Raw genomic sequence first — 18,177 nt, forward strand, 5'->3', positions numbered from 1 at the left:
GCACCTTAATTCCTCATTTCGTTACTCGTTAAATTAAAACTATCCTCAAAGCAAGTTCATGAATTTTTATAACTAGCGAGGTGGAAGTCAAAAATTAAAAGTCAAAAGTCAAAATTGAGGAGTCAGGCAACAGGAGGAAGACAAGGGAGCAATTCAAAATTCAAACACGCACCACGTACCACTGATAACTGAATAACTGATAACTGATTAGGGGAAAACTAAACGTGTAATCACACAGACTAGAGGCATATGACAGAACCCCAACGTCAGCCAAATTATCCACCTCCCGCACCCCGCGTTCCTCCCATACCACCACCACCGCAGCGAATGAATTCCAGTGGAGACACGGGAGTGGTGAGTTCGACGCAGCCAATTCAGCCGATACCCAGCACCCATGTAGCAGTGAATGTGACAGGAGTAGGCTCGACGCAGCCAATTCAGCCGATACCCAGCACTCATGTAGCGGTGAATCCGCTAGAAGAACCGTTACCCTTACCATCTACAAGTCCTCGTCTCAACGTACCTAGACCAGCACCACCTAGTGCTGTCCGTCCTAGACAAAGTAAGACGAATAATGCACCTACATTAGAACAATTGGTAAGAGAAGCATACGATCGCGGTATTTCCGACTTACATTTAGGAGTAGGTGAAGTACCGCGCTTTCGCGATCGCGGTCAGATTATACTTACCGATCATCCCCCGATCGACGAAGAGATTTTTTTCAGTTGGCTGCGAGAAATACTCAGCGATCGACAAATCGAGCAATTCAAAGAAGATTTAGAATTCGACGGTGCAACCCAGTATGAAGGATTGGTGCGGGTGCGGATCAATATTTTTGTTGCTCTCAATGGTCCGGCAATGGTACTGCGGCTGATTCCGTTAAAAATCTTAACAATGGAACAACTGAATTTGCCACAGGTATTCAGAGATCTATGTCACTACCACAAAGGATTAATTTTGGTGACGGGACCGACAGGTTCGGGTAAGTCTACCACGATGGCAGCGATGATCGACTTTATCAACAAGACTATGCCGAAGAATATCATTTCAATTGAAGATCCAGTTGAATTCGTGCATGTCAGTCAAAAGTCGTTGATCAAACAACGGGAAGTTGGAATTCATACATTAAAATTCGATAACGCCCTCAAAGCATCCTTACGAGAAGACCCAGATATCATTCTGATTGGGGAAATGCGCGATCGCGAGACAGTAAACACAGCCCTCAAAGCAGCACAAACCGGACACTTAGTATTTGGTACGTTGCACACAAACAGCGCTGTAAAAACTATCGAACGGATCTTGAACCTTTACAATCCCGAAGAACAGGGACCCATGCGAATTCAGGTAGCTGAATCGCTCGTAGCAGTCATCGCTCAAAGCTTAGTTCGTACTACAGATAGCAAACGAGCAGCCGTACACGAAATTATGATTAATACAGACGCAATTAAAGATTACATTATACGTAATCAGGTTGAAGAAATAGAGGCAATTATTCCTCGCTGTGGCTTCGAGGGTATGTGTACCATGAACCAGTCTTTGTATCAGCTATACGAACAAGGACGAATCACGGAAGAAACAGCCCTAGAAGCCTCACCCAAACCCAACGAAATGGCTATGACCCTCAGAGGTCGAGTTTAGTAAATTGGAAGTAAGGCGCGATCGCGCCTTACTTGCGACTTGCGACTTTCCCCTTATCCCCTACCCCCGCTAAAATTGAGTCATTCCAAATCGCTCCAAGTATTTAAAGGCATCGCCCTGTTTACGCCGGGGGGGGATCTGATTTATTGTATCGACCGCTCGAAACAGCAGCGCTGGCATTTACAGTTATGCATGGAGCTACAACAAATACTAGGACTGCCAGAGCCACCCCACTTTCTCGTTCCTTGCTACACAGCAACGCTAGATTGTTGGTTAGATCCACAGACTCAGCACATCCAAACCTTTGCTGAAGCTTATCCATTAGTGATGCGCCATCAGGCATTACTCAATGCAGTTTTTGATGTCGGAGAATTAGTGTGGCAGGCAGCTCCTTGGTCGGAAGAATTTTGCGATCCGATCGCATTAGCTACCTATCGCGCTTGTTTTCCCCAATTGTGGGACGACCGTGGTTTGATCGTGCGGTTCGATCCATCCACTGCTACCCCACATATGAGATACGATGCGACTGCTAATTTCTCTCAGACGGAGCTAAAAGCACCGGAAATAGAAACCACAGTTACAGCGACAGAAGCAACCCCAGCAGAATCTCAATATTCCGAAAAGCTAGGTTACGTGCTGCGCTTATTTGTAGCGGGACACAGTGTAAATACAGAGCGAATCCTTCAGACTTTACATCAGCTGCTAGAACAATCGCTACGCCATCCCTATACCTTAAAAGTTGTCGATGTCTTTAAACATCCAGAGCAAGCCGAACTATATCAAGTTTCTGCTACCCCTACTTTAGTCAGAGCGTGGCCTCACCCAGTCCGAAGACTCGTAGGTGACTTAGATAACACGGCTAAGATTTTGAAATTGCTGATATCACCGGAATTATAGGAGACAAGGGAGACAAGGGGGACAAGGGAGAAGTCACAACTCACAACTCACAATTCACGCATCAAGCAATAGGAATTGCCCGATCGCAACTGTATCTGCGTAGAACATCTGTGATTCGACAATTTTGCCATCACGCATTTTATACACGCTTACGACTGGCGAATCAAGCTTTTTACCGCCACTCGCCGCCAGCCCTTTCAACCGCCAAAGGACGATGACATAATCTTCTGCATCTAAAAAGACTGCATCCATTTTCCTCTCGGCTGGTGGTTGAAGATGATTCCAAGTTTGAGCAGCGCCTTCAACGTGTTGCTTTGCACCTTCAAGACCGTAATGTACTCCACCATAAGGAAGTGACTCTGCATCGCGAATGACAATTTCAGGAGCGTAAGCTGCAAGAACTCCAGCAATATCGCGTTCTTCGACAGCTTTGAAAAGACAGCGAACATTTTCTAAATTCTGTTGTGACATAAATTCTCCTTTCTCGTCAGAATTCATCGACTGACGCATTCAGTATCCAACTATTTTTAACTTCTTCGCTTCAAGGTTCTTGCGGTTGTTTTCAACGTTCTTGCGACAACTGCCAAAAAACTTTGGGTGTAACTCCGACAAGGCGTTTGAAATGGTAAGTGAAATGTCCTTGACTAGCAAAACCAACTGTCTGAGCGATCGCCGCCAATGATAAATTACCCATAACTATCAGTTGTTTGGCTCGTTCGATCCGACAACGAATTAAATATTGATGCGGTGAAATCTGAGTTGACTTTTTGAACAAATGCGCAAAATGATATGGACTCAACCGCACTATTTCTGCTAACTGAGTTAAGCTAATATTTCTATCTAAATTGGCTTCTATAAAATCAACAATTTGCTGCCATTGCTGTTGCGTCAAGCTACCCGTAACAGTTTTACGCGGACGTGAGTTAGTAGAATATCTCGATAAAAGATGAACCACAAGTGCATGAGCTAGCGAGTCAGCATAAAGATGGCTGTTTTTCCCATCAATTTCTAAGGATATTTTGAGTGCAAAGCCAATCTGCTCAACTAATGGATCGAATAGTGTATCTAAATGTGGAATCAGTTCGAGGCGATCGCTGCCAAACACCTCATAACCAACTGTAGCTAGAAATGACGGTGATAACAACAAATTGAAAAACTCAGCTTCTTTATCCCAGTGAAACTGTTGGCTGAGGTAGGCTGGATAAATTTTCATATCTCCAAATCCCGATCCTACCTTCTCATATCGTCCGCCAACTGCTTGCTCCAACTGCACGGGCTTTCCGACATTCAGACAAATAACGTGCTGAGACGACACACGTTCTGGAACATCGCAAGGTGGTTGTCGAAAATAAGCAAATTGAATGTTTTTCCAGTTAGCGCCATCACTAGCTAGAATCGGCGAACGGGGAAGGATTAGCGGTAAATTGCTAGGAGTCGGATCGCTCACAATTACACTGATGCCACTCGCCCGTGTAGAAAAGCTTGAAAGGCTTGAAGAGAGAGGGAATGCGGATGAAAGGACTTGAACCTTCACACCTCTCGGTACTAGAACCTAAATCTAGCGCGTCTGCCAATTCCGCCACATCCGCATATTGGCTTTACGATTATAGCAGAGAATAAAAGATTTTTACTCGCTTCTCAAAGCGGCAATCGGATCTAATTTAGCAGCATTCCGAGCTGGGATGACTCCTGCTAGCAATCCGACGACGAAAGAAAGCCCAAACCCACTCGCGATCGACCATAATGATACGATCAGGGGAAATTTGAAAATATTAGCAGCAGTAGCCGCGATCGCCACTCCCAAACCAATTCCCATCCCTCCGCCAACGACAGAGACGACAACCGCTTCGGCTAAAAACTGAATTAAAATCGCTGCATTAGTCGCACCTACAGCTTTGCGAATACCAATTTCTTTTGTGCGTTCGACAACCGAAACTAGCATGATATTGGCAATTCCGATTCCGCCAACGACTAAGGAAATCCCCGCGATCGCCCCTACCATAACGGTAAATAATCCCACTACACTACTAAACGTGTTGATAATATCGACTTGATTGATAATCCGAAAATCATCTGCTTGCGGTGGGTAGATATTGTGACGCAAGCGTAAGAGGTTCGTGACTTGAAATTGTGCCGCATCTAACTGCGTCTCGTTACTGGCTGCTAACCAAAATCCATTGATGGAAACTCCAGTTAAAGCATTATTTCCTACCAACCGCGCCGACATATTCGTTAACGGTACATATACGCGATCGTCTTGATCTTGACCTCCAACCGCGCCTTTTGGCTCCATGACCCCCAGTACCTTATAACTTTGTCGCTGAATGCGAATATCGGCTCCTACTGGATTGACTTCTGTGCCAAATAGTTGATCTCGCACCTTAGAACCCAAAACTACAACTGGCTGAGCCGCATCTAAATCTGCTTGAGTAAAAAATTGTCCGACTTGGGGGCGGATATTTTTCACCTCAGAGTAATATAGATCCGTCCCGAGAACGCTAGTAGAAATATTCTGTCCGCCATAAACAACTTGAAACTGACGTTGTAAAAAAGCAGTCACTCCCATCGCTGCTGGAGCCTGTTGCGCTACTGCTTTAGCATCTTCCCAAGTCAAAGTTGAAGCCGAACCCACCCCTTGGTTAATCCCGCCACCAGTCGTAGACGCACCAGCGAGGACGAGCATCACGTTCGTACCCAAAGCTTGAATCTGTTGCTCGGTAGATTTTTGTACGCCTTGTCCTACCGAAGTAATAGAAATTACCGAAGAAATACCAATAATTACGCCCAGCATTGTCAAACCCGTGCGTAACTTATGATTCCATAAAGATTCCGCCGCCATCCCGACAACTTCAGCAGTTGACACGGTGTTAGTTTGCTTGGGGATAGATGGTTTTTTGAGCATGAAATTTCAAAAGTCAAAAGTCAAAAGTCAAAAGTCAAAACTAAGGAAATCACCGAAGATGTGATGTTGAGGTTGTCCATCTGCTTGCTAAACCCACCCCTACGACTGATAACTGTTCACCGTCGCGAACCTCCCATACCTGGGATTCCTGGCGTTCTGGTTTGGGGACGAGTTCCTGGTGGAAAGGTGATGAAGACTTTTTCGGTTCCCGTGAGTCCTGATAATACTTGGGTTTTGTCATTTACAGTCACTCCGGTTTGGATGGGGGTGAAGACGGGATTGTTATTCTCGCTAGCGACAAATACACCCGTACCGTTAGGTTGACGAGCGATCGCAACTGTGGGGACGGCGATCGCATTTTTCAATTCGCCTGCTTTAAAATCAACATCAACGTTCATACCCGATCGCAATAGCTGAGGAGCGGTGAAAATTGCAGCTTTAACTTGAAAACTCGTTACGTTCTGCTCTACGGTAGATTGAACGGCAATTTGAACTACTCGCCCCTTGAAAGTTTTACCTGGATATGCATCAGCTCGAAAACTGATGTCTTGTCCGATCCGAATTCGAGCAATATTACTTTCAGCAACATTCGCGACAACCTGATTATTTGCTGCCAGTGCCAAGATCGAGTTGGAAGTTGCACCAGATACGGAACTACCTGCGGTGGTGGGAGTGACAAAAGCACCAGGATCGGCATATTTTTGCGCTACTACGCCACTAAAAGGAGCTGCGATCGCCGTATCATTCAATTGAGTTTGAATATTCTGCAATGCCCCTTGTGCTTGTTTAACTTGAGCGCGGGCTTGAGCGATATCTTCAGGACGCGAACCGTTTTGCTGTAGAGTTAAAGCTTGCTGCGCTCTATCCACAGATGCTTTGGCACTATTGTAAGCAGCGCGGGATGTAACTAAATCTCGACTAGAAATTGCTCCAGAGGCGAATAACTGCTCGTTTTGGCGCAGATTTGAGGTTGCTTCTTCTAAAGTGGCTTGAGTATTTTGTAACTCTGCTTGCGCTTGAGCAATATCTTCAACGCGATTTCCTGCCACCAATTTTTGTAAATTTGCTTGAGTTTCTGCTAATCTTCCCTTAGCTTCGGTTAATTGTCCCTGTAGGTTTGAATCATCCATGTAGGCAATAATTTGCCCTTGCTTTACCCAATCTCCTTCTTTTACCAACAAGCGTTTTAGCCGTCCAGAACTTTTAGGGCTGACATTAATCGATCGCTCTGGTTTAATTGTGCCGTTAGCTGCAACAGTTACAGTTAAATTTAATCGTTCTACTGGAACGGAGAGTGCTTGTCGCTGGGCAGCTTGACGAGGAACAATGACAATTTGACGATAAACAATGTAGCTACCTGCGGCTACAAAGCCAAGCAAGAATACCCCCAGCACCCACTTAGTAATTCCTACTTTCTTGAAGTTTTTCACGCGCGATGAGAACGCCTCTGAATGAGGCAAGTCAGTTTTCATTCTAGCTTCACGCTCGGTAATACACCCGTCATAGCAATTCTGTGCCACTATCTTATAAACGAGTTCGCTCAACCTCATGTAGAAAAAGTCACGATCGCCCTATGACTTTAGTAATGGTTATCAGTTATCAGGGAATCTATACTAATTCCGAATTCTCCCTTGTCTCTCTTATCTCCCTTGTCCCAATTTTGACTTTTGACTTTTGACCTTTGACTTTTAAACCTTGTGACTCGTCCCATTCAACCTCAAAATCACCCGTTTCCATTTCTGCTCTATCTAGAGTGGGCATTATTGGCGATCGCAATTTGGACTGAATTATTACCTAATCCCAGTTTGCGGTTTCCAAGGTTTCCTTTGCTAACGCTGTTAAGCATTACTGGCTTTGGATTGATGGGGTTGAGATTACCCACGGGTAAGTTAATTTACAAAGTTATTTATACTGCATTTGAAATTGTACTAATTTTATTCACTTCTCTAACTGGTAGTCGAGCAATCCGTCTGTTTCCTTTCCTTTACTTACTTCTAGTCACTCGAAGTTGTCTGATTTTTGCGCTACCAGGAAGATTATTAATTACGGGTTTATCTTTTACTCTTTTCCTATTGACGCTACAGCGCCGTTTTCATCGCATTCCCGCACCACCATCGGCTCAAGAACGGTTACGTTTTTTTCCGCTCCTCCTAGCATTATTATTTGGGTTAGTTTTAGTTTTTGTGTTGTTATTAATGAATGCAGTTTTGGCTGAGCGTCAAAGTCGAGAAAAACTGGCGATCGCGAACGAACAACTGCGAAAATATGCTTTGAGAATTGAAGACCAAGCAACTTTACAAGAGCGTAGTCGCATTGCACGAGAAATTCACGATTCTCTCGGACACTCTTTAACAGCACTCAATCTTCAATTAGAAACGGCACTGAAACTTTGGCTGAGCGATTCTACCAGAGCTTATACGTTCCTAGCACAAGCAAAAAATTTAGGTTCTCAAGCTTTGCAAGATGTGCGCCAGTCGGTTTCAGCGCTGCGCGATCCGCTGCTAGGGCGTTCTTTAGAGCAAGCGATCGCATCTTTGGCTGAGGATTTCGGGCGCTCCACTGGGATTATTCCTTCATGTCAAATTCAACTTGCCGATCCCATCACGACAGAAGTTTCTACAGCTATTTACCGCATTGCTCAAGAAGCATTGACAAATATTAGTAGATATGCGTTAGCGACTGAAGTGAAAATTCAATTACAGGTTACGGAAAACCATTTAAAATTAACAATTGCGGATAATGGTAAAGGATTTCAATTAAATCAAAATACCACTGGTTTTGGGTTGCAAAGTATGCGCGATCGCGCCCAAGGCTTAGGAGGTGAATTCAATATTCACACTGCCCCCAACTCAGGCTGCACGCTTTTGGCTGACATTCCTTTACATACATGAAAAAGCGAGCATAGAGGGATTTGAACCCCCGACCCTCAGAACCGGAATCTGATGCTCTATCCACTGAGCTATATGCCCTTGCACTCGGATATTATAGCACAGCAAGTTAATTGGGAAGCGATCGCCATATTTAAAATCTAAACCTGTGCCAAAGTAGCTGCGCCGAAGCTGCGAGTAAAATCATCAGTCCAACTCGTACAAAGTTGAGGATGAGACTGTTGCAGCCAATTGAATACTTCTCCTGCTACCTTTTTGTTTTTCTGGAGAACGGTAAACAGCAAATCCTTTACCTCAGCAGGCTGTGTTGTTTCCAGATCGAGAATTGTAAACTCTAGCAGAGAATGCCAGTTAGCATCTACAGTAATTTCGCTGTCATTGAGTAGGTTTTGCCAGCGAGAGACAAAATATTTTGCTGCTAGGTAGGATCGAATTAAGTCATGACGAAAATAGTAATGTTCGCCGCGCTGAATCAGAAATTTCTTTGTTTTTAGGTTATCTTGTAACTCCTCTGGTACGGGTTCGTCTTGGCGATCAAAAAATGTATTGCGTGACTTGAACATTTTATATGCTCGTTCAAATAATATGTCTGGGTAATCTGTCCGCCCATTTTGACACCATAAATCTAAAATTGGTTTGAGTGTTGCTTCGTAAAGTTCTCTTTCAGTTTGCGGTAAAGGCTGATTTTGCTTAATTATTTCAATGGCAAATTCTAAGTTTTGGGGAATTTGATAAATTTTATGAGTTTCTGCATTTAATTGGCTAATAATAGTTGTTATTCCTCTTCTGTCACTTTTGGAAAATTTGACGTATTTGCGTTGTTTCAGCCAACGAAAAATCAAGGTTTCACCCCACTCTGACAGAAGAGGGATTAGCAGTGTTGCCTTCGATGCGATACACACCTTGTTCTGTTGCCAGCCAAACTTGACCGTTGATATTCTCGATATCATTGACTGCCAGTTGTGAATTGCTAACAATGCGAACTGCTACTTGAGCTGCGGCTGGAGAAGTACTAGCTATGGTAGTGAAAATGCCTGCAATGAAAATAGAGAAACGTGCGCGTCTGAGGAAGTGAGAAACGAAATGCAACTTTGCTCTCTTACTTGCAGGTTGAAACATAGTTATTTTCTTCCTAAAATACGATGCAATCCTGACTAGTGGTAATCATCAACATTAGCAGCGCAATTTCCGCAAGCTTGTGTAAGATCTCCCCAACCCCGCTTAACAAGGGGGGCTAAAAACGGTCTAATTGACCCCTTGTTAAGGGGGATCTCCAAGGGTTATATATTCTAACCGAGAAGTTTTGGGGGCAAGAGGCGATCGCTTTTTTCACAAAGCTGTAACGATGTAAATTAAGGGATTGGAAGAGAAGACACTATCATGCAAGCCAAAACTGGGGCGATCGCAAATTTAAGTTTATACGAACGAGACTTTGTAGCGTGGGCAGACGAGCAAGCTTTGTTACTAGAGCAAAAGCGCTGGGATGAGTTGGATTTAGTTAACTTGGTGGAAGAGGTGCGAGATTTGGGGAGACGTGAAAGAGATGCTCTAGAAAGTCAAATAATCAGGCTGCTAATGCATTTGTTGAAATGGCAGTATCAGCCAAGTAAAAGGACGAATAGCTGGACGATCTCAATCAAAGATGCGCGACGACAAGTCGCTAAACTACAACGCAAATATCCGGTGTTGAAAGTGCATACAGAAACCGTTTTCTATGAGTGCTACTTAGAAGCAAGGGAAGTAGCGGCTGATGAGACGGAATTGCCAGAGCAAATTTTTCCTTTAGAATGTCTTTATTCCTTGGAGCAAGTGCTAGACTCTGATTTCTTCCCAACAGCGATTGAGGAAACGGTAGCAGGCGAAGACGATGAACAGCAGGAAGAGGAGCAGTCCCCAGAATGATAGTGTCACAAAGAGCGAAATTTTTATACTCCTATAGTCGTTAAGCCCAAAGATAGCCCAGCCTTCCAACTGGCAAGATCCGCCAAAGAGCGATCGCGGTACTTACCATATCTGAGCTGTTTATTCTTAATCTTCTCGCCTAACTCAGGCAAAATGCCAAAATTAGGTGGCATCGGTTGAAAGTGTTTCGGGGCAGCAGAACTAATAAATTCAAATAATGCTCCCATCATTGTTGTGGGTGGTAAAACTAACGAATCTTTACCCAAAGCGATTCTCGCCGCATTCGTTCCCGCCAGCCAGCCGCCAGCCGCCGCTGCTGTATAACCTTCCGTACCAATTAATTGTCCCGCACCTAAAAGAGTCGGACACTTTTTAAACTGCAATGTCGGTTGCAATAATTGTGGGGCATTAATAAACGTATTGCGATGCATCACTCCCAAACGCACGAACTCAGCATTTTCCAAACCTGGAATCATTTGAAATATCCGCTTTTGTTCGCCCCAGCGTAAATTTGTCTGAAATCCAACCATATTCCACAACTGCCCCGCCTTATCTTCTTGACGCAGTTGTACTACCGCATAAGGGCGTTCCGACTGATTTTCTGGGGCGCGGAAGTCTCCCTTGCGGGCATCAAATAATCCTACAGGTTTGAGGGGACCGTAGCGCATGGTATCCTCCCCGCGTCGGGCAAGTTCTTCAATTGGTAAACAAGCTTCAAAGAATTTGGCATTTTCGCGCTCAAAATCCTTTAATTCTGCTTGTTCTGCCGTGCATAACGCTTGCCAAAACTGCAAGTATTGCTCTTTATTCATCGGACAGTTGAGATAGGCTGCATCGCCTCTGTCGTAGCGAGAAGCGAGAAAAGCAATATCACGGTTAATCGATTCGCCTACAATAATCGGACTTGCGGCATCGAAAAAGCTGAGGTACTCCATTCCCGTGAAGCGATGCAAGTCGGCGGCTAAATCGGGGCTAGTTAAAGGACCAGTTGCCAACACGACAACACCCTCTGGAATGGCGTGAAGTTCGCCCCGCCGCAGTTGAATCAGGGGATGACGAGATAGAGTTTCAGTCAAATCTTGGCTAAATTGTCCTCTATCTACAGCTAAAGCACCCCCAGCAGGGACGGCGTGACTATCAGCTTTGCCAATTACCACGGAACCCAATTGACGCAGTTCTTCATGCAACAAACCCGCTGCGCGATCGCTTGTTTGCGCCCCAAAAGAATTGCTACAGACTAATTCTGCTAAATGTTCTGTATGGTGGGCGGGACTCGATCGCAAAGGACGCATTTCGTGCAAAATCACTGGTATTCCCGCCTGGGCAATTTGCCAAGCCGCTTCTGTCCCAGCTAATCCACCACCGATAACTTGAATTATGTTGTCATTGGTCATTGGTCGTTGGTCATTGGTAGTTGCCAAGAGGTAAATTTTAACTTCTCCCTTGTCCCCCTTGTCCTATCCCTTACCCCTCTAAATTTGTAATAAATTAGTAATAAATCTGGGTGCTGGCAGGATAATTAAAACGAGTAATGCTAGGACTAGTAAACCGATAATATCGCGTTTGTTGTCGAGTTCGGTTACGTCGTTGAGGGCTGGTTCGTCAGCAATGGGCATGAAAAAGAGAATTATCGCCCACAACCAAAAACCAGGTTGAACTAAAGCTAATCCTAAAACTAAAAACCGCGCAATTTGACCGATCGCGGCTCCAGTACGCTGTCCAAACATAGCATGGACGATGTGACCACCATCGAGTTGTCCTACAGGCATTAGGTTGAGTGCCGTAACGACAAGTCCTAGAAATCCCGCGATCGCCACTGGGTGTAGGTCGATCGCTTTATCTGCGGTTAGTTGAGCGCCTAATGCTAATTTACTCAGGACTGCTAGTAAAATCGAATATCCTGGGTTGAGGGCATCGGGGTCTAGAGTTCCTGCTTTCTCTGGGATTGGCACGACTTGAGAGTTTGCTAAACCCCAGATCAGCAGCGGTAGTGTTGCCACAAATCCAGCTACGGGACCAGCAATACTAACATCAAACAAGGCTTTACGGTTGGGTACGGGGCTGCGCATTTGAATAAATGCCCCAAACGTACCAGGAAAAAAGGGAATGGGAATGAAATAAGGTAGTGTAACGAGAATTTTATGAAATCTAGCTGTTAAATAGTGACCCATTTCGTGAATGCCTAAAATCGCCAGTAAAGCTAAGGCATAGGGCAATCCTTCATGTAATTGGGTAATAGTTGCTGATGGTGTGGCGTTATTGTTACTAGCTAATTGCACGCCAACGACGGCAGTTGTAAATAAGGTGGCTGCAACTAAGCCTACGGCTAAAAAAGGTCTAGAGAGCTGCGATCGCTCCGCTGGTCTATCTTTTCGCGCTTGGGGATTGGGAACTAGGGCAAAGAAGGGTTTGCTGTTGAGTCCTTCTTGCAACAGAACTAAAAAGCGATCGCCAAATTGATTTTCAATATTTCGGCGAATTTTCTCGTAAGCATCTGTCGGAGAAGTGCGGAGTTGTCCGCGACAGATCACGGCTTGGGGTCGATATTCAATGTTGTGAATGTAGAAAGCTGACCAAGGAAAGCAGTCTCGCAATTGAGCTTCTTCTGCTGGCTCGATTGGGCGAACTGGTGTCGGTTCTGGTGTTGGTTCTGGGTTAGAATTGACTGCTGCTGGGTTAGCAGTTGGTGGCGCGGGTGACATCCCTCTCCGTCCCCACTGAATCAGCAGCCAGTACAAAACTGGGCAAATGACAAACGGACCGATCGCCAGGGCAATAGGCAGCGGTTGATCTGGACCGTAGACTGCCATCCATATGCTCCAAATTAAGGCTGGTGTCATCAGTACCAGCCATAAAAGCCAAACGGGTGTCCGCGTCATGCCAGCGACACTGCGCCGCACGATGATATAAGTAAATAGTCCGAGGAGGAGGAGAAACCAAAATTCCATGTCTGTTGCAGTTGTACTGAATGGGTATCGCGTCTGGGCGATGTAGACAAGTCAGTTAAGAAAACTTATCTTTCACCTCCTGTTTGCCGTGCCAGTGCCATAACTTTTATCGCCACCATAAGTTCACCATTAGACTCTCAATTTAACTTTTACCCCTCACTCATCATTCCCAAACTTTGCAAAACCAACCTACCCGTTCTCCCAAACTACCACAAGCAATTTGGCATAACGTATTTGCGTTTCCACCCAATAGAGAGACGTTAGGAGGAACTGCTTATCTTATTGTAGAAAATCAAGGCAATATTCTGATAGACTCTCCAGGTTGGGACGAAGTGAATCGGGAATATCTCAATTCTTTGGGTGGAGTCCGCTGGTTATTTATGACGCACAGAGGTGCGATCGGTCAAACGCGACACCTGCAAGCAACGTACAACTGCGAGATTATCATTCAGGAACAAGAAGCCTATTTGTTGCCGGGATTAAAAGTTACGACTTTTGAGCGAGAATTTAACCTGGAAAATGGCATTGAGATTATCTGGACTCCCGGACATTCGCCTGGTTCTGCTTGCCTTTACTACCCGCAGCATGGGGGTATTTTATTCTCTGGTCGTCATATTCTTCCCAATCTCCAAGGCGAACCAGCACCGCTGAGAACGGCAAAAACCTTCCACTGGTTACGCCAATTACGCAGCGTCAAACTCATTTGCGATCGCTTTACCCCAGAAACCTTACAATACATCTGCCCTGGAGCAAATACAGGGTTTCTGCGGGGTCAGCGAGTTATTAGCAATGCGTATGAGAGATTGAATTGTGGTAGTTAGTCGTTGGTTATTGGTCATTGTGTAGAGACGTTACATGTAACGTCTCTACACTCGTTTCCTCTTTCCGATGCAACCGAATCCCTAGAAAGACATCATATAAAAAGCTCCAAAAGTCTTTTCCTTGCCAGATACCTAGAGTTTGAGGACTACCTTTGGCATCCAAAAGATGCTTGGTGGCATGGTATGCGGGTTGATATTTATACCAGGGAATTGAAGGCCATAGGTGATGGGTGAGGTGATAATTCTGTCCGCCGATCAATAGATTCAGTACCGGATTGGGATAAACTCTGGCATTTGTCCAACGTCCGCGATCGCTAAATGGGCGATGGGGTAGATAATCAAAAAATAATCCTAAAGTCAGACCCACAATCGCAGTTGGGATAAACCAAAAATTGAGGATATAGCCCAAAAAGTGATATTGAATAGAGATGTAAAAAATTGCTGCGACAATTGCACGGCTAATAAACCACTCTAATAGTTCGTATTTTCGCCACAAGCGCCGCTGAAAGAAAAAGACTTCATGATAGAAGAAGCGAGCATTAATTAACCACAAGGGACCACCAGTAGAGACAAAATGATCTGGATCGTTTTCTGGGTCGTTGACATGGGCGTGGTGCTGTAGGTGTACCCGCGTAAATACGGGAAACGAGAAAGCTAACATCATGGCGCTGCCATGCCCTAAAATTGCATTGATAATTCGATTAGGATGGGCAGCTTGGTGACAAGCATCGTGAATCACAGTGCCAGACATATGAATGGCAAGAACGTTAATTGTAAAGCAGCACCAGTGTTGCCACTCCCACAGCCAGTAACCGCAGTTGGATAATACCAATAAGGTCATGGCTGCCAGAAACATCCACACATCGGGATTTATTGTCTCAGGAGGTGCTAAAAACTCCTTGGGAACTGTCAGTGGCTTTTTTGCCTCCGACGCGATCATCTTGACTCCTTTTGTTATCGGTTGTTGCAAATTATGTTGCAAATTATTATGGTACGTTCACTAGAATACTAAAGTTTTGTGTAGCATGAGTCATTTTGACTACTGCTACCAGTGCAAAAGGGCAGAGAAGCCAAAAGTCAAAAGTCAAAAGTCAAAAGTGACCTTTCTCCCTCAGCTCCCTCAGCCCCTCAGCTCCCTCAGCTCTCTTAATGTTCCCCTTGAAAGTTGCCTTCATGCAGTCACTAGACTCCGTTCGTCGCACTAAAATTGTCGCTACCATTGGTCCCGCTACTAGTAGCCCAGAAGTCCTCAAAGCATTAATTGAGGCTGGAGCAACCACTTTGCGGCTGAATTTTTCCCACGGCACTCACGCCGACCATCAACGCAGCATTCGCCTGATCCGGCAAACCGCTTTTGAATTGGATCGTCCGGTTGGAATTTTACAAGACTTGCAAGGACCGAAAATTCGCCTGGGTAAGTTTGAGACTGGCTCGATTCAAGTGGGTCGGGGCGATCGCTTTACTTTAACTAGCGATCGCATTGTCGGGACTCAAGAGCGCAGTTGCGTGACTTACGACATGCTAGCCGATGAAGTCCCCGTAGGAGCGTCAATTTTACTGGATGATGGGCGAGTCGAAATGCTCGTGGAAGATGTCGATCGCAGCAATCGAGAATTACACTGTTGCGTCACTGTGGGGGGCATTCTTTCTAATAATAAAGGGGTAAATTTTCCTGGGGTCTATCTATCCATCAAAGCAATGACAGATAAAGACCGCGAAGATTTACTCTTCGGTCTAGATCAAGGTGTAGATTGGGTAGCCCTTTCTTTTGTGCGCAATCCTCAAGACATCTTAGAAATTAAAGAAATTATTTCTAATGCAGGCAAGCAAGTGCCTGTAGTTGCCAAGATTGAGAAACACGAGGCGATCGATCAGATGGAGGCAATTTTACCTCTGTGCGATGGTGTGATGGTGGCTAGAGGAGACTTGGGGGTAGAACTACCAGCGGAGGACGTGCCGATCTTGCAAAAGCGGTTGATCGTGACGGCAAATCGTTTGGGTATCCCAATTATCACGGCGACCCAAATGTTAGACAGCATGGTTCACAGTCCCCGACCGACTCGCGCTGAAGTCTCGGATGTGGCAAATGCGATTTTAGATGGTACGGATGCAGTGATGCTGTCGAATGAGACGGCGGTGGGGAAATATCCGGTGGAAGCCGTGGCGACAATGGCAAAAATTGCCGTGCGGATCGAACAGGAACAATCTCTAGCCTCGCCTCCAGCTCATATCAAAGATGCGCGGCGATCGATCCCTAATGCGATCAGTCAGGCAGTAGGACAGATTGCCGAACAATTAGAAGCATCTGCAATTATGACGATGACGAAGACAGGTTCGACGGCGCGAAATGTGTCTAAATTTCGACCTCAGACTCCAATTCTTGCCGTCACTCCCCATGTCGATATAGCCCGACAGTTACAAATGGTGTGGGGAGTAAAACCGCTGCTAGTACTGGATTTAGCTTCAACGGGACAAACGTTTCAGTCGGCTCTCAATGTAGCGCTAGAGAAAAATCTCTTAACAGAAGGAGATTTGGTCGTGATGACGGCTGGGACGCTTCAGGGAGTATCGGGATCGACAGATTTGATTAAGGTAGAAGTGGTGACAGCTTTACTCGGTCAAGGGATTGGCATCGGTCAGGGTTCCGTTAGCGGTCGCGCTAGGGTAGCTCACGCTGGGATAGATGTGAGTAAATTTAATCCTGGGGAAATTTTAGTTGCGCCCCGCACTTCTGCTGATTTTGTCGATGCAATCCGCAAAGCCGCAGGGATTATCACTGAAGATGCGAGTCTTACCAGTCATGCTGCGGTGTTGGGTTTGCGTTTGGGGATTCCTGTCATTGTAGGAGTCAAACGCGCTACCGAAGTGATTCGGGATGGGGCAATTTTGACTTTAGATCTGCAGCGGGGTTTGATTTATTCTGGGGCTGTGGGGGGTTAAGTAGAAGAGGCGATCGCATTCTATTTGAGAAATTAAGATTGGAGATGCGATCGCATTCTATACATAATCTTTCGTCTTGCTCTCACGATAACTCAGTAAGTTAACGGTCGCGCTCAGCGGACGCAGACACCCTATAACTCAACCAATCACTTGATACGTTCCGGTGCAGCGCGGTTTTTAGCCCATGCCTAACTATACCCAGAATGCTGTGGAGACGCGGTGCATTTTCGTGCACTGTCTTCTGTTGTCGTCCCTATTGAACATTTCTTCCTTGCACGTACACCGTCGAAACAGGCTTCATCATCTTCCGTTCCACTTTGATGTCTTTAAATCCAGCCATTTCCAGATAGCGTGCGAACCTTCCTCCCGCTTCAGTCGCATCATCTTCTGTAGCGCCAGGGATTCTGGGCTGGTGAACGAGGGCTATGATTCCTCCCGTGCGCAAGTGCTCTCTTAGCCGTCTCAGCACATCAGTCTTGTTATCCCAGAACTGAAAGTTATTAACAGCCAGAATCTTGTCAAATGGGTCGTCGAAGGAGGGCAATTGCGATACCGAAGTGAGAACCAATCGCACTCTTCCAGCCGAAATGGCGCGTTGATTTCTTTTTGAAGCTTGCCTGTACATCACTTCAGAATGATCGATACCCCAAATAACACCGTAGATCGCAATTTTACTCATCTTTTGGATCGTTACTCCAGGCCCGAAACCGATTTCCAAGACGCGGTCGGAAGGTTGCAGGTTAAGCAGGGAAATTGCCCACTCATTGCGTTCAAGATTTGATGGTCTATGTGCCATGATGAAGCCAGTGATACTCCCAAAAAATCCTGTGGGACGGGCGAATTGTGCTACAACTTCCTCTACAAGGCTCATAAGATACCTCCCTAACCGTCTTGTCGCCAGAATACAGACACACAAGGCAAAGCGGGCTAACTATTTATTAGCGTAACGCACCAAAAACTGAGAGTGATGCGTTAGCCTTTGGCATAACGTATCCTACGTAGATTTCAAAAACTAAATATGAGTCCTATAAAGTTGCATTAAGTGGATTAAGTAAGCTGTCATGAAAAAACCAAACTATGTAAAGATAGATAAATCTGGAAAAGACGCAGAACAAATGTATTAGGGAAGCGAGTAAAATGGGCGCTCGTTTAAGGGTATTTCTGACTCGTGAGCAAGACAAAACTCTATTAAACTTGAGAACTGCGGATGTACCACAAAAAGTCAAAGATCGAGCAGAGAT

General features: G+C 45.4%; 16 protein-coding genes and 2 tRNA genes. 6 read left to right on the plus strand and 12 right to left on the minus strand.

Annotation, left to right across the window (positions count from 1 at the left end; genetic code table 11):
* Window positions 1-249: 249 nt before the first annotated feature.
* Entirely contained in the window at window positions 250-1,638 is a 1,389-nt protein-coding gene (locus H6G17_RS25605) for a type IV pilus twitching motility protein PilT (protein WP_192161399.1), read from the plus strand.
* Window positions 1,639-1,713: 75 nt separating this feature from the next.
* On the plus strand, window positions 1,714-2,535 hold the full coding sequence (locus H6G17_RS25610; RefSeq protein ID WP_015155201.1) for a circadian clock KaiB family protein: 822 nt from the start codon (window positions 1,714-1,716) through the stop codon (window positions 2,533-2,535).
* Between the two features lie 54 nt (window positions 2,536-2,589).
* On the opposite strand, the gene H6G17_RS25615 is transcribed toward H6G17_RS25610, so the two are convergent.
* The 5 genes from H6G17_RS25615 to H6G17_RS25635 all read right to left on the minus strand — a co-directional run bounded on the left by H6G17_RS25615 (window position 2,590) and on the right by H6G17_RS25635 (window position 6,987).
* Window positions 2,590-3,006, minus strand: a complete 417-nt coding sequence (locus H6G17_RS25615; RefSeq protein WP_192161400.1) for a nuclear transport factor 2 family protein — start codon at window positions 3,004-3,006, stop codon at window positions 2,590-2,592.
* 91 nt (window positions 3,007-3,097) lie between these two features.
* Window positions 3,098-3,982, minus strand: a complete 885-nt coding sequence (locus H6G17_RS25620) for a helix-turn-helix domain-containing protein (RefSeq protein WP_192161415.1) — start codon at window positions 3,980-3,982, stop codon at window positions 3,098-3,100.
* A gap of 60 nt (window positions 3,983-4,042) precedes the next feature.
* Window positions 4,043-4,124 (minus strand) — tRNA-Leu (locus H6G17_RS25625).
* Between the two features lie 38 nt (window positions 4,125-4,162).
* Window positions 4,163-5,437 carry an ABC transporter permease gene (locus H6G17_RS25630; RefSeq protein ID WP_192161401.1) on the minus strand — a complete coding sequence of 425 codons (1,275 nt, stop codon included), beginning with the start codon at window positions 5,435-5,437 and terminating at the stop codon, window positions 4,163-4,165.
* A 116-nt stretch (window positions 5,438-5,553) separates the two neighbouring features.
* Window positions 5,554-6,987, minus strand: coding sequence for an efflux RND transporter periplasmic adaptor subunit (locus H6G17_RS25635; protein ID WP_192161402.1), 1,434 nt, complete (start codon window positions 6,985-6,987; stop codon window positions 5,554-5,556).
* Window positions 6,988-7,134: 147 nt separating this feature from the next.
* Between H6G17_RS25635 and H6G17_RS25640 the strand changes: the two genes are divergently transcribed.
* Window positions 7,135-8,328, plus strand: coding sequence for a histidine kinase (locus H6G17_RS25640; protein ID WP_192161403.1), 1,194 nt, complete (start codon window positions 7,135-7,137; stop codon window positions 8,326-8,328).
* A gap of 5 nt (window positions 8,329-8,333) precedes the next feature.
* Here the strand turns inward: H6G17_RS25640 and H6G17_RS25645 are convergent.
* The 3 genes from H6G17_RS25645 to H6G17_RS25655 form a co-directional block, all read right to left on the minus strand.
* Window positions 8,334-8,406 (minus strand) — tRNA-Arg (locus H6G17_RS25645).
* A 59-nt stretch (window positions 8,407-8,465) separates the two neighbouring features.
* A complete protein-coding gene (locus tag H6G17_RS25650; protein WP_192161404.1) occupies window positions 8,466-9,167 on the minus strand; it encodes a hypothetical protein in 702 nt (233 codons plus the stop codon).
* A gap of 4 nt (window positions 9,168-9,171) precedes the next feature.
* Window positions 9,172-9,444: a hypothetical protein gene (locus H6G17_RS25655; RefSeq protein WP_192161405.1), complete on the minus strand. Its 273-nt coding sequence runs from the start codon at window positions 9,442-9,444 to the stop codon at window positions 9,172-9,174.
* Between the two features lie 261 nt (window positions 9,445-9,705).
* Between H6G17_RS25655 and H6G17_RS25660 the strand changes: the two genes are divergently transcribed.
* The gene (locus H6G17_RS25660) at window positions 9,706-10,227 is read left to right on the plus strand and encodes a DUF29 domain-containing protein (RefSeq protein WP_192161406.1); all 522 of its coding nucleotides are present in this window, start codon (window positions 9,706-9,708) and stop codon (window positions 10,225-10,227) included.
* A 23-nt stretch (window positions 10,228-10,250) separates the two neighbouring features.
* Here H6G17_RS25660 and trmFO read toward each other — a convergent pair whose 3' ends face one another.
* Together trmFO and H6G17_RS25670 are read right to left on the minus strand one after the other, a co-directional pair.
* Entirely contained in the window at window positions 10,251-11,621 is a 1,371-nt protein-coding gene (gene trmFO / locus H6G17_RS25665; RefSeq protein ID WP_192161407.1) for an FADH(2)-oxidizing methylenetetrahydrofolate--tRNA-(uracil(54)-C(5))-methyltransferase TrmFO, read from the minus strand.
* A 78-nt stretch (window positions 11,622-11,699) separates the two neighbouring features.
* Entirely contained in the window at window positions 11,700-13,175 is a 1,476-nt protein-coding gene (locus H6G17_RS25670) for a site-2 protease family protein (protein ID WP_192161408.1), read from the minus strand.
* Window positions 13,176-13,351: 176 nt separating this feature from the next.
* Between H6G17_RS25670 and H6G17_RS25675 the strand changes: the two genes are divergently transcribed.
* Window positions 13,352-13,996: an MBL fold metallo-hydrolase gene (locus H6G17_RS25675; protein ID WP_192161409.1), complete on the plus strand. Its 645-nt coding sequence runs from the start codon at window positions 13,352-13,354 to the stop codon at window positions 13,994-13,996.
* Window positions 13,997-14,003: 7 nt separating this feature from the next.
* Here the strand turns inward: H6G17_RS25675 and crtR are convergent, their stop codons facing one another.
* Window positions 14,004-14,936 carry a beta-carotene hydroxylase gene (gene crtR / locus H6G17_RS25680; protein WP_192161416.1) on the minus strand — a complete coding sequence of 311 codons (933 nt, stop codon included), beginning with the start codon at window positions 14,934-14,936 and terminating at the stop codon, window positions 14,004-14,006.
* Between the two features lie 233 nt (window positions 14,937-15,169).
* Here crtR and pyk point away from each other — a divergent pair, with 233 nt between their 5' ends.
* Window positions 15,170-16,936, plus strand: coding sequence for a pyruvate kinase (gene pyk / locus H6G17_RS25685; protein WP_192161410.1), 1,767 nt, complete (start codon window positions 15,170-15,172; stop codon window positions 16,934-16,936).
* Between the two features lie 253 nt (window positions 16,937-17,189).
* On the opposite strand, the gene H6G17_RS25690 is transcribed toward pyk, so the two are convergent.
* Window positions 17,190-17,807: a class I SAM-dependent methyltransferase gene (locus tag H6G17_RS25690; RefSeq protein WP_192161411.1), complete on the minus strand. Its 618-nt coding sequence runs from the start codon at window positions 17,805-17,807 to the stop codon at window positions 17,190-17,192.
* Between the last annotated feature and the right edge of the window lie 370 nt (window positions 17,808-18,177).

Origin of the sequence: Chroococcidiopsis sp. [FACHB-1243] (assembly GCF_014696895.1) — a bacterium.
Classification (GTDB): domain Bacteria; phylum Cyanobacteriota; class Cyanobacteriia; order Cyanobacteriales; family Chroococcidiopsidaceae; genus Chroococcidiopsis.

What these genes read in the sequence shown, in the direction of transcription:
- H6G17_RS25690 (WP_192161411.1), bottom strand. Translation starts at nt 17,807, where the DNA reads ATGAGCCTTGTAGAGGAAGTTGTAGCACAATTCGCCCGTCCCACAGGA.
- H6G17_RS25635 (WP_192161402.1), bottom strand. Translation starts at nt 6,987, where the DNA reads ATGAGGTTGAGCGAACTCGTTTATAAGATAGTGGCACAGAATTGCTAT.
- H6G17_RS25670 (WP_192161408.1), bottom strand. Translation starts at nt 13,175, where the DNA reads ATGGAATTTTGGTTTCTCCTCCTCCTCGGACTATTTACTTATATCATC.
- pyk (WP_192161410.1), top strand. Translation starts at nt 15,170, where the DNA reads ATGCAGTCACTAGACTCCGTTCGTCGCACTAAAATTGTCGCTACCATT.
- H6G17_RS25605 (WP_192161399.1), top strand. Translation starts at nt 250, where the DNA reads ATGACAGAACCCCAACGTCAGCCAAATTATCCACCTCCCGCACCCCGC.
- trmFO (WP_192161407.1), bottom strand. Translation starts at nt 11,621, where the DNA reads ATGACCAATGACAACATAATTCAAGTTATCGGTGGTGGATTAGCTGGG.
- H6G17_RS25660 (WP_192161406.1), top strand. Translation starts at nt 9,706, where the DNA reads ATGCAAGCCAAAACTGGGGCGATCGCAAATTTAAGTTTATACGAACGA.
- H6G17_RS25630 (WP_192161401.1), bottom strand. Translation starts at nt 5,437, where the DNA reads ATGCTCAAAAAACCATCTATCCCCAAGCAAACTAACACCGTGTCAACT.
- H6G17_RS25615 (WP_192161400.1), bottom strand. Translation starts at nt 3,006, where the DNA reads ATGTCACAACAGAATTTAGAAAATGTTCGCTGTCTTTTCAAAGCTGTC.
- H6G17_RS25655 (WP_192161405.1), bottom strand. Translation starts at nt 9,444, where the DNA reads ATGTTTCAACCTGCAAGTAAGAGAGCAAAGTTGCATTTCGTTTCTCAC.
- crtR (WP_192161416.1), bottom strand. Translation starts at nt 14,936, where the DNA reads ATGATCGCGTCGGAGGCAAAAAAGCCACTGACAGTTCCCAAGGAGTTT.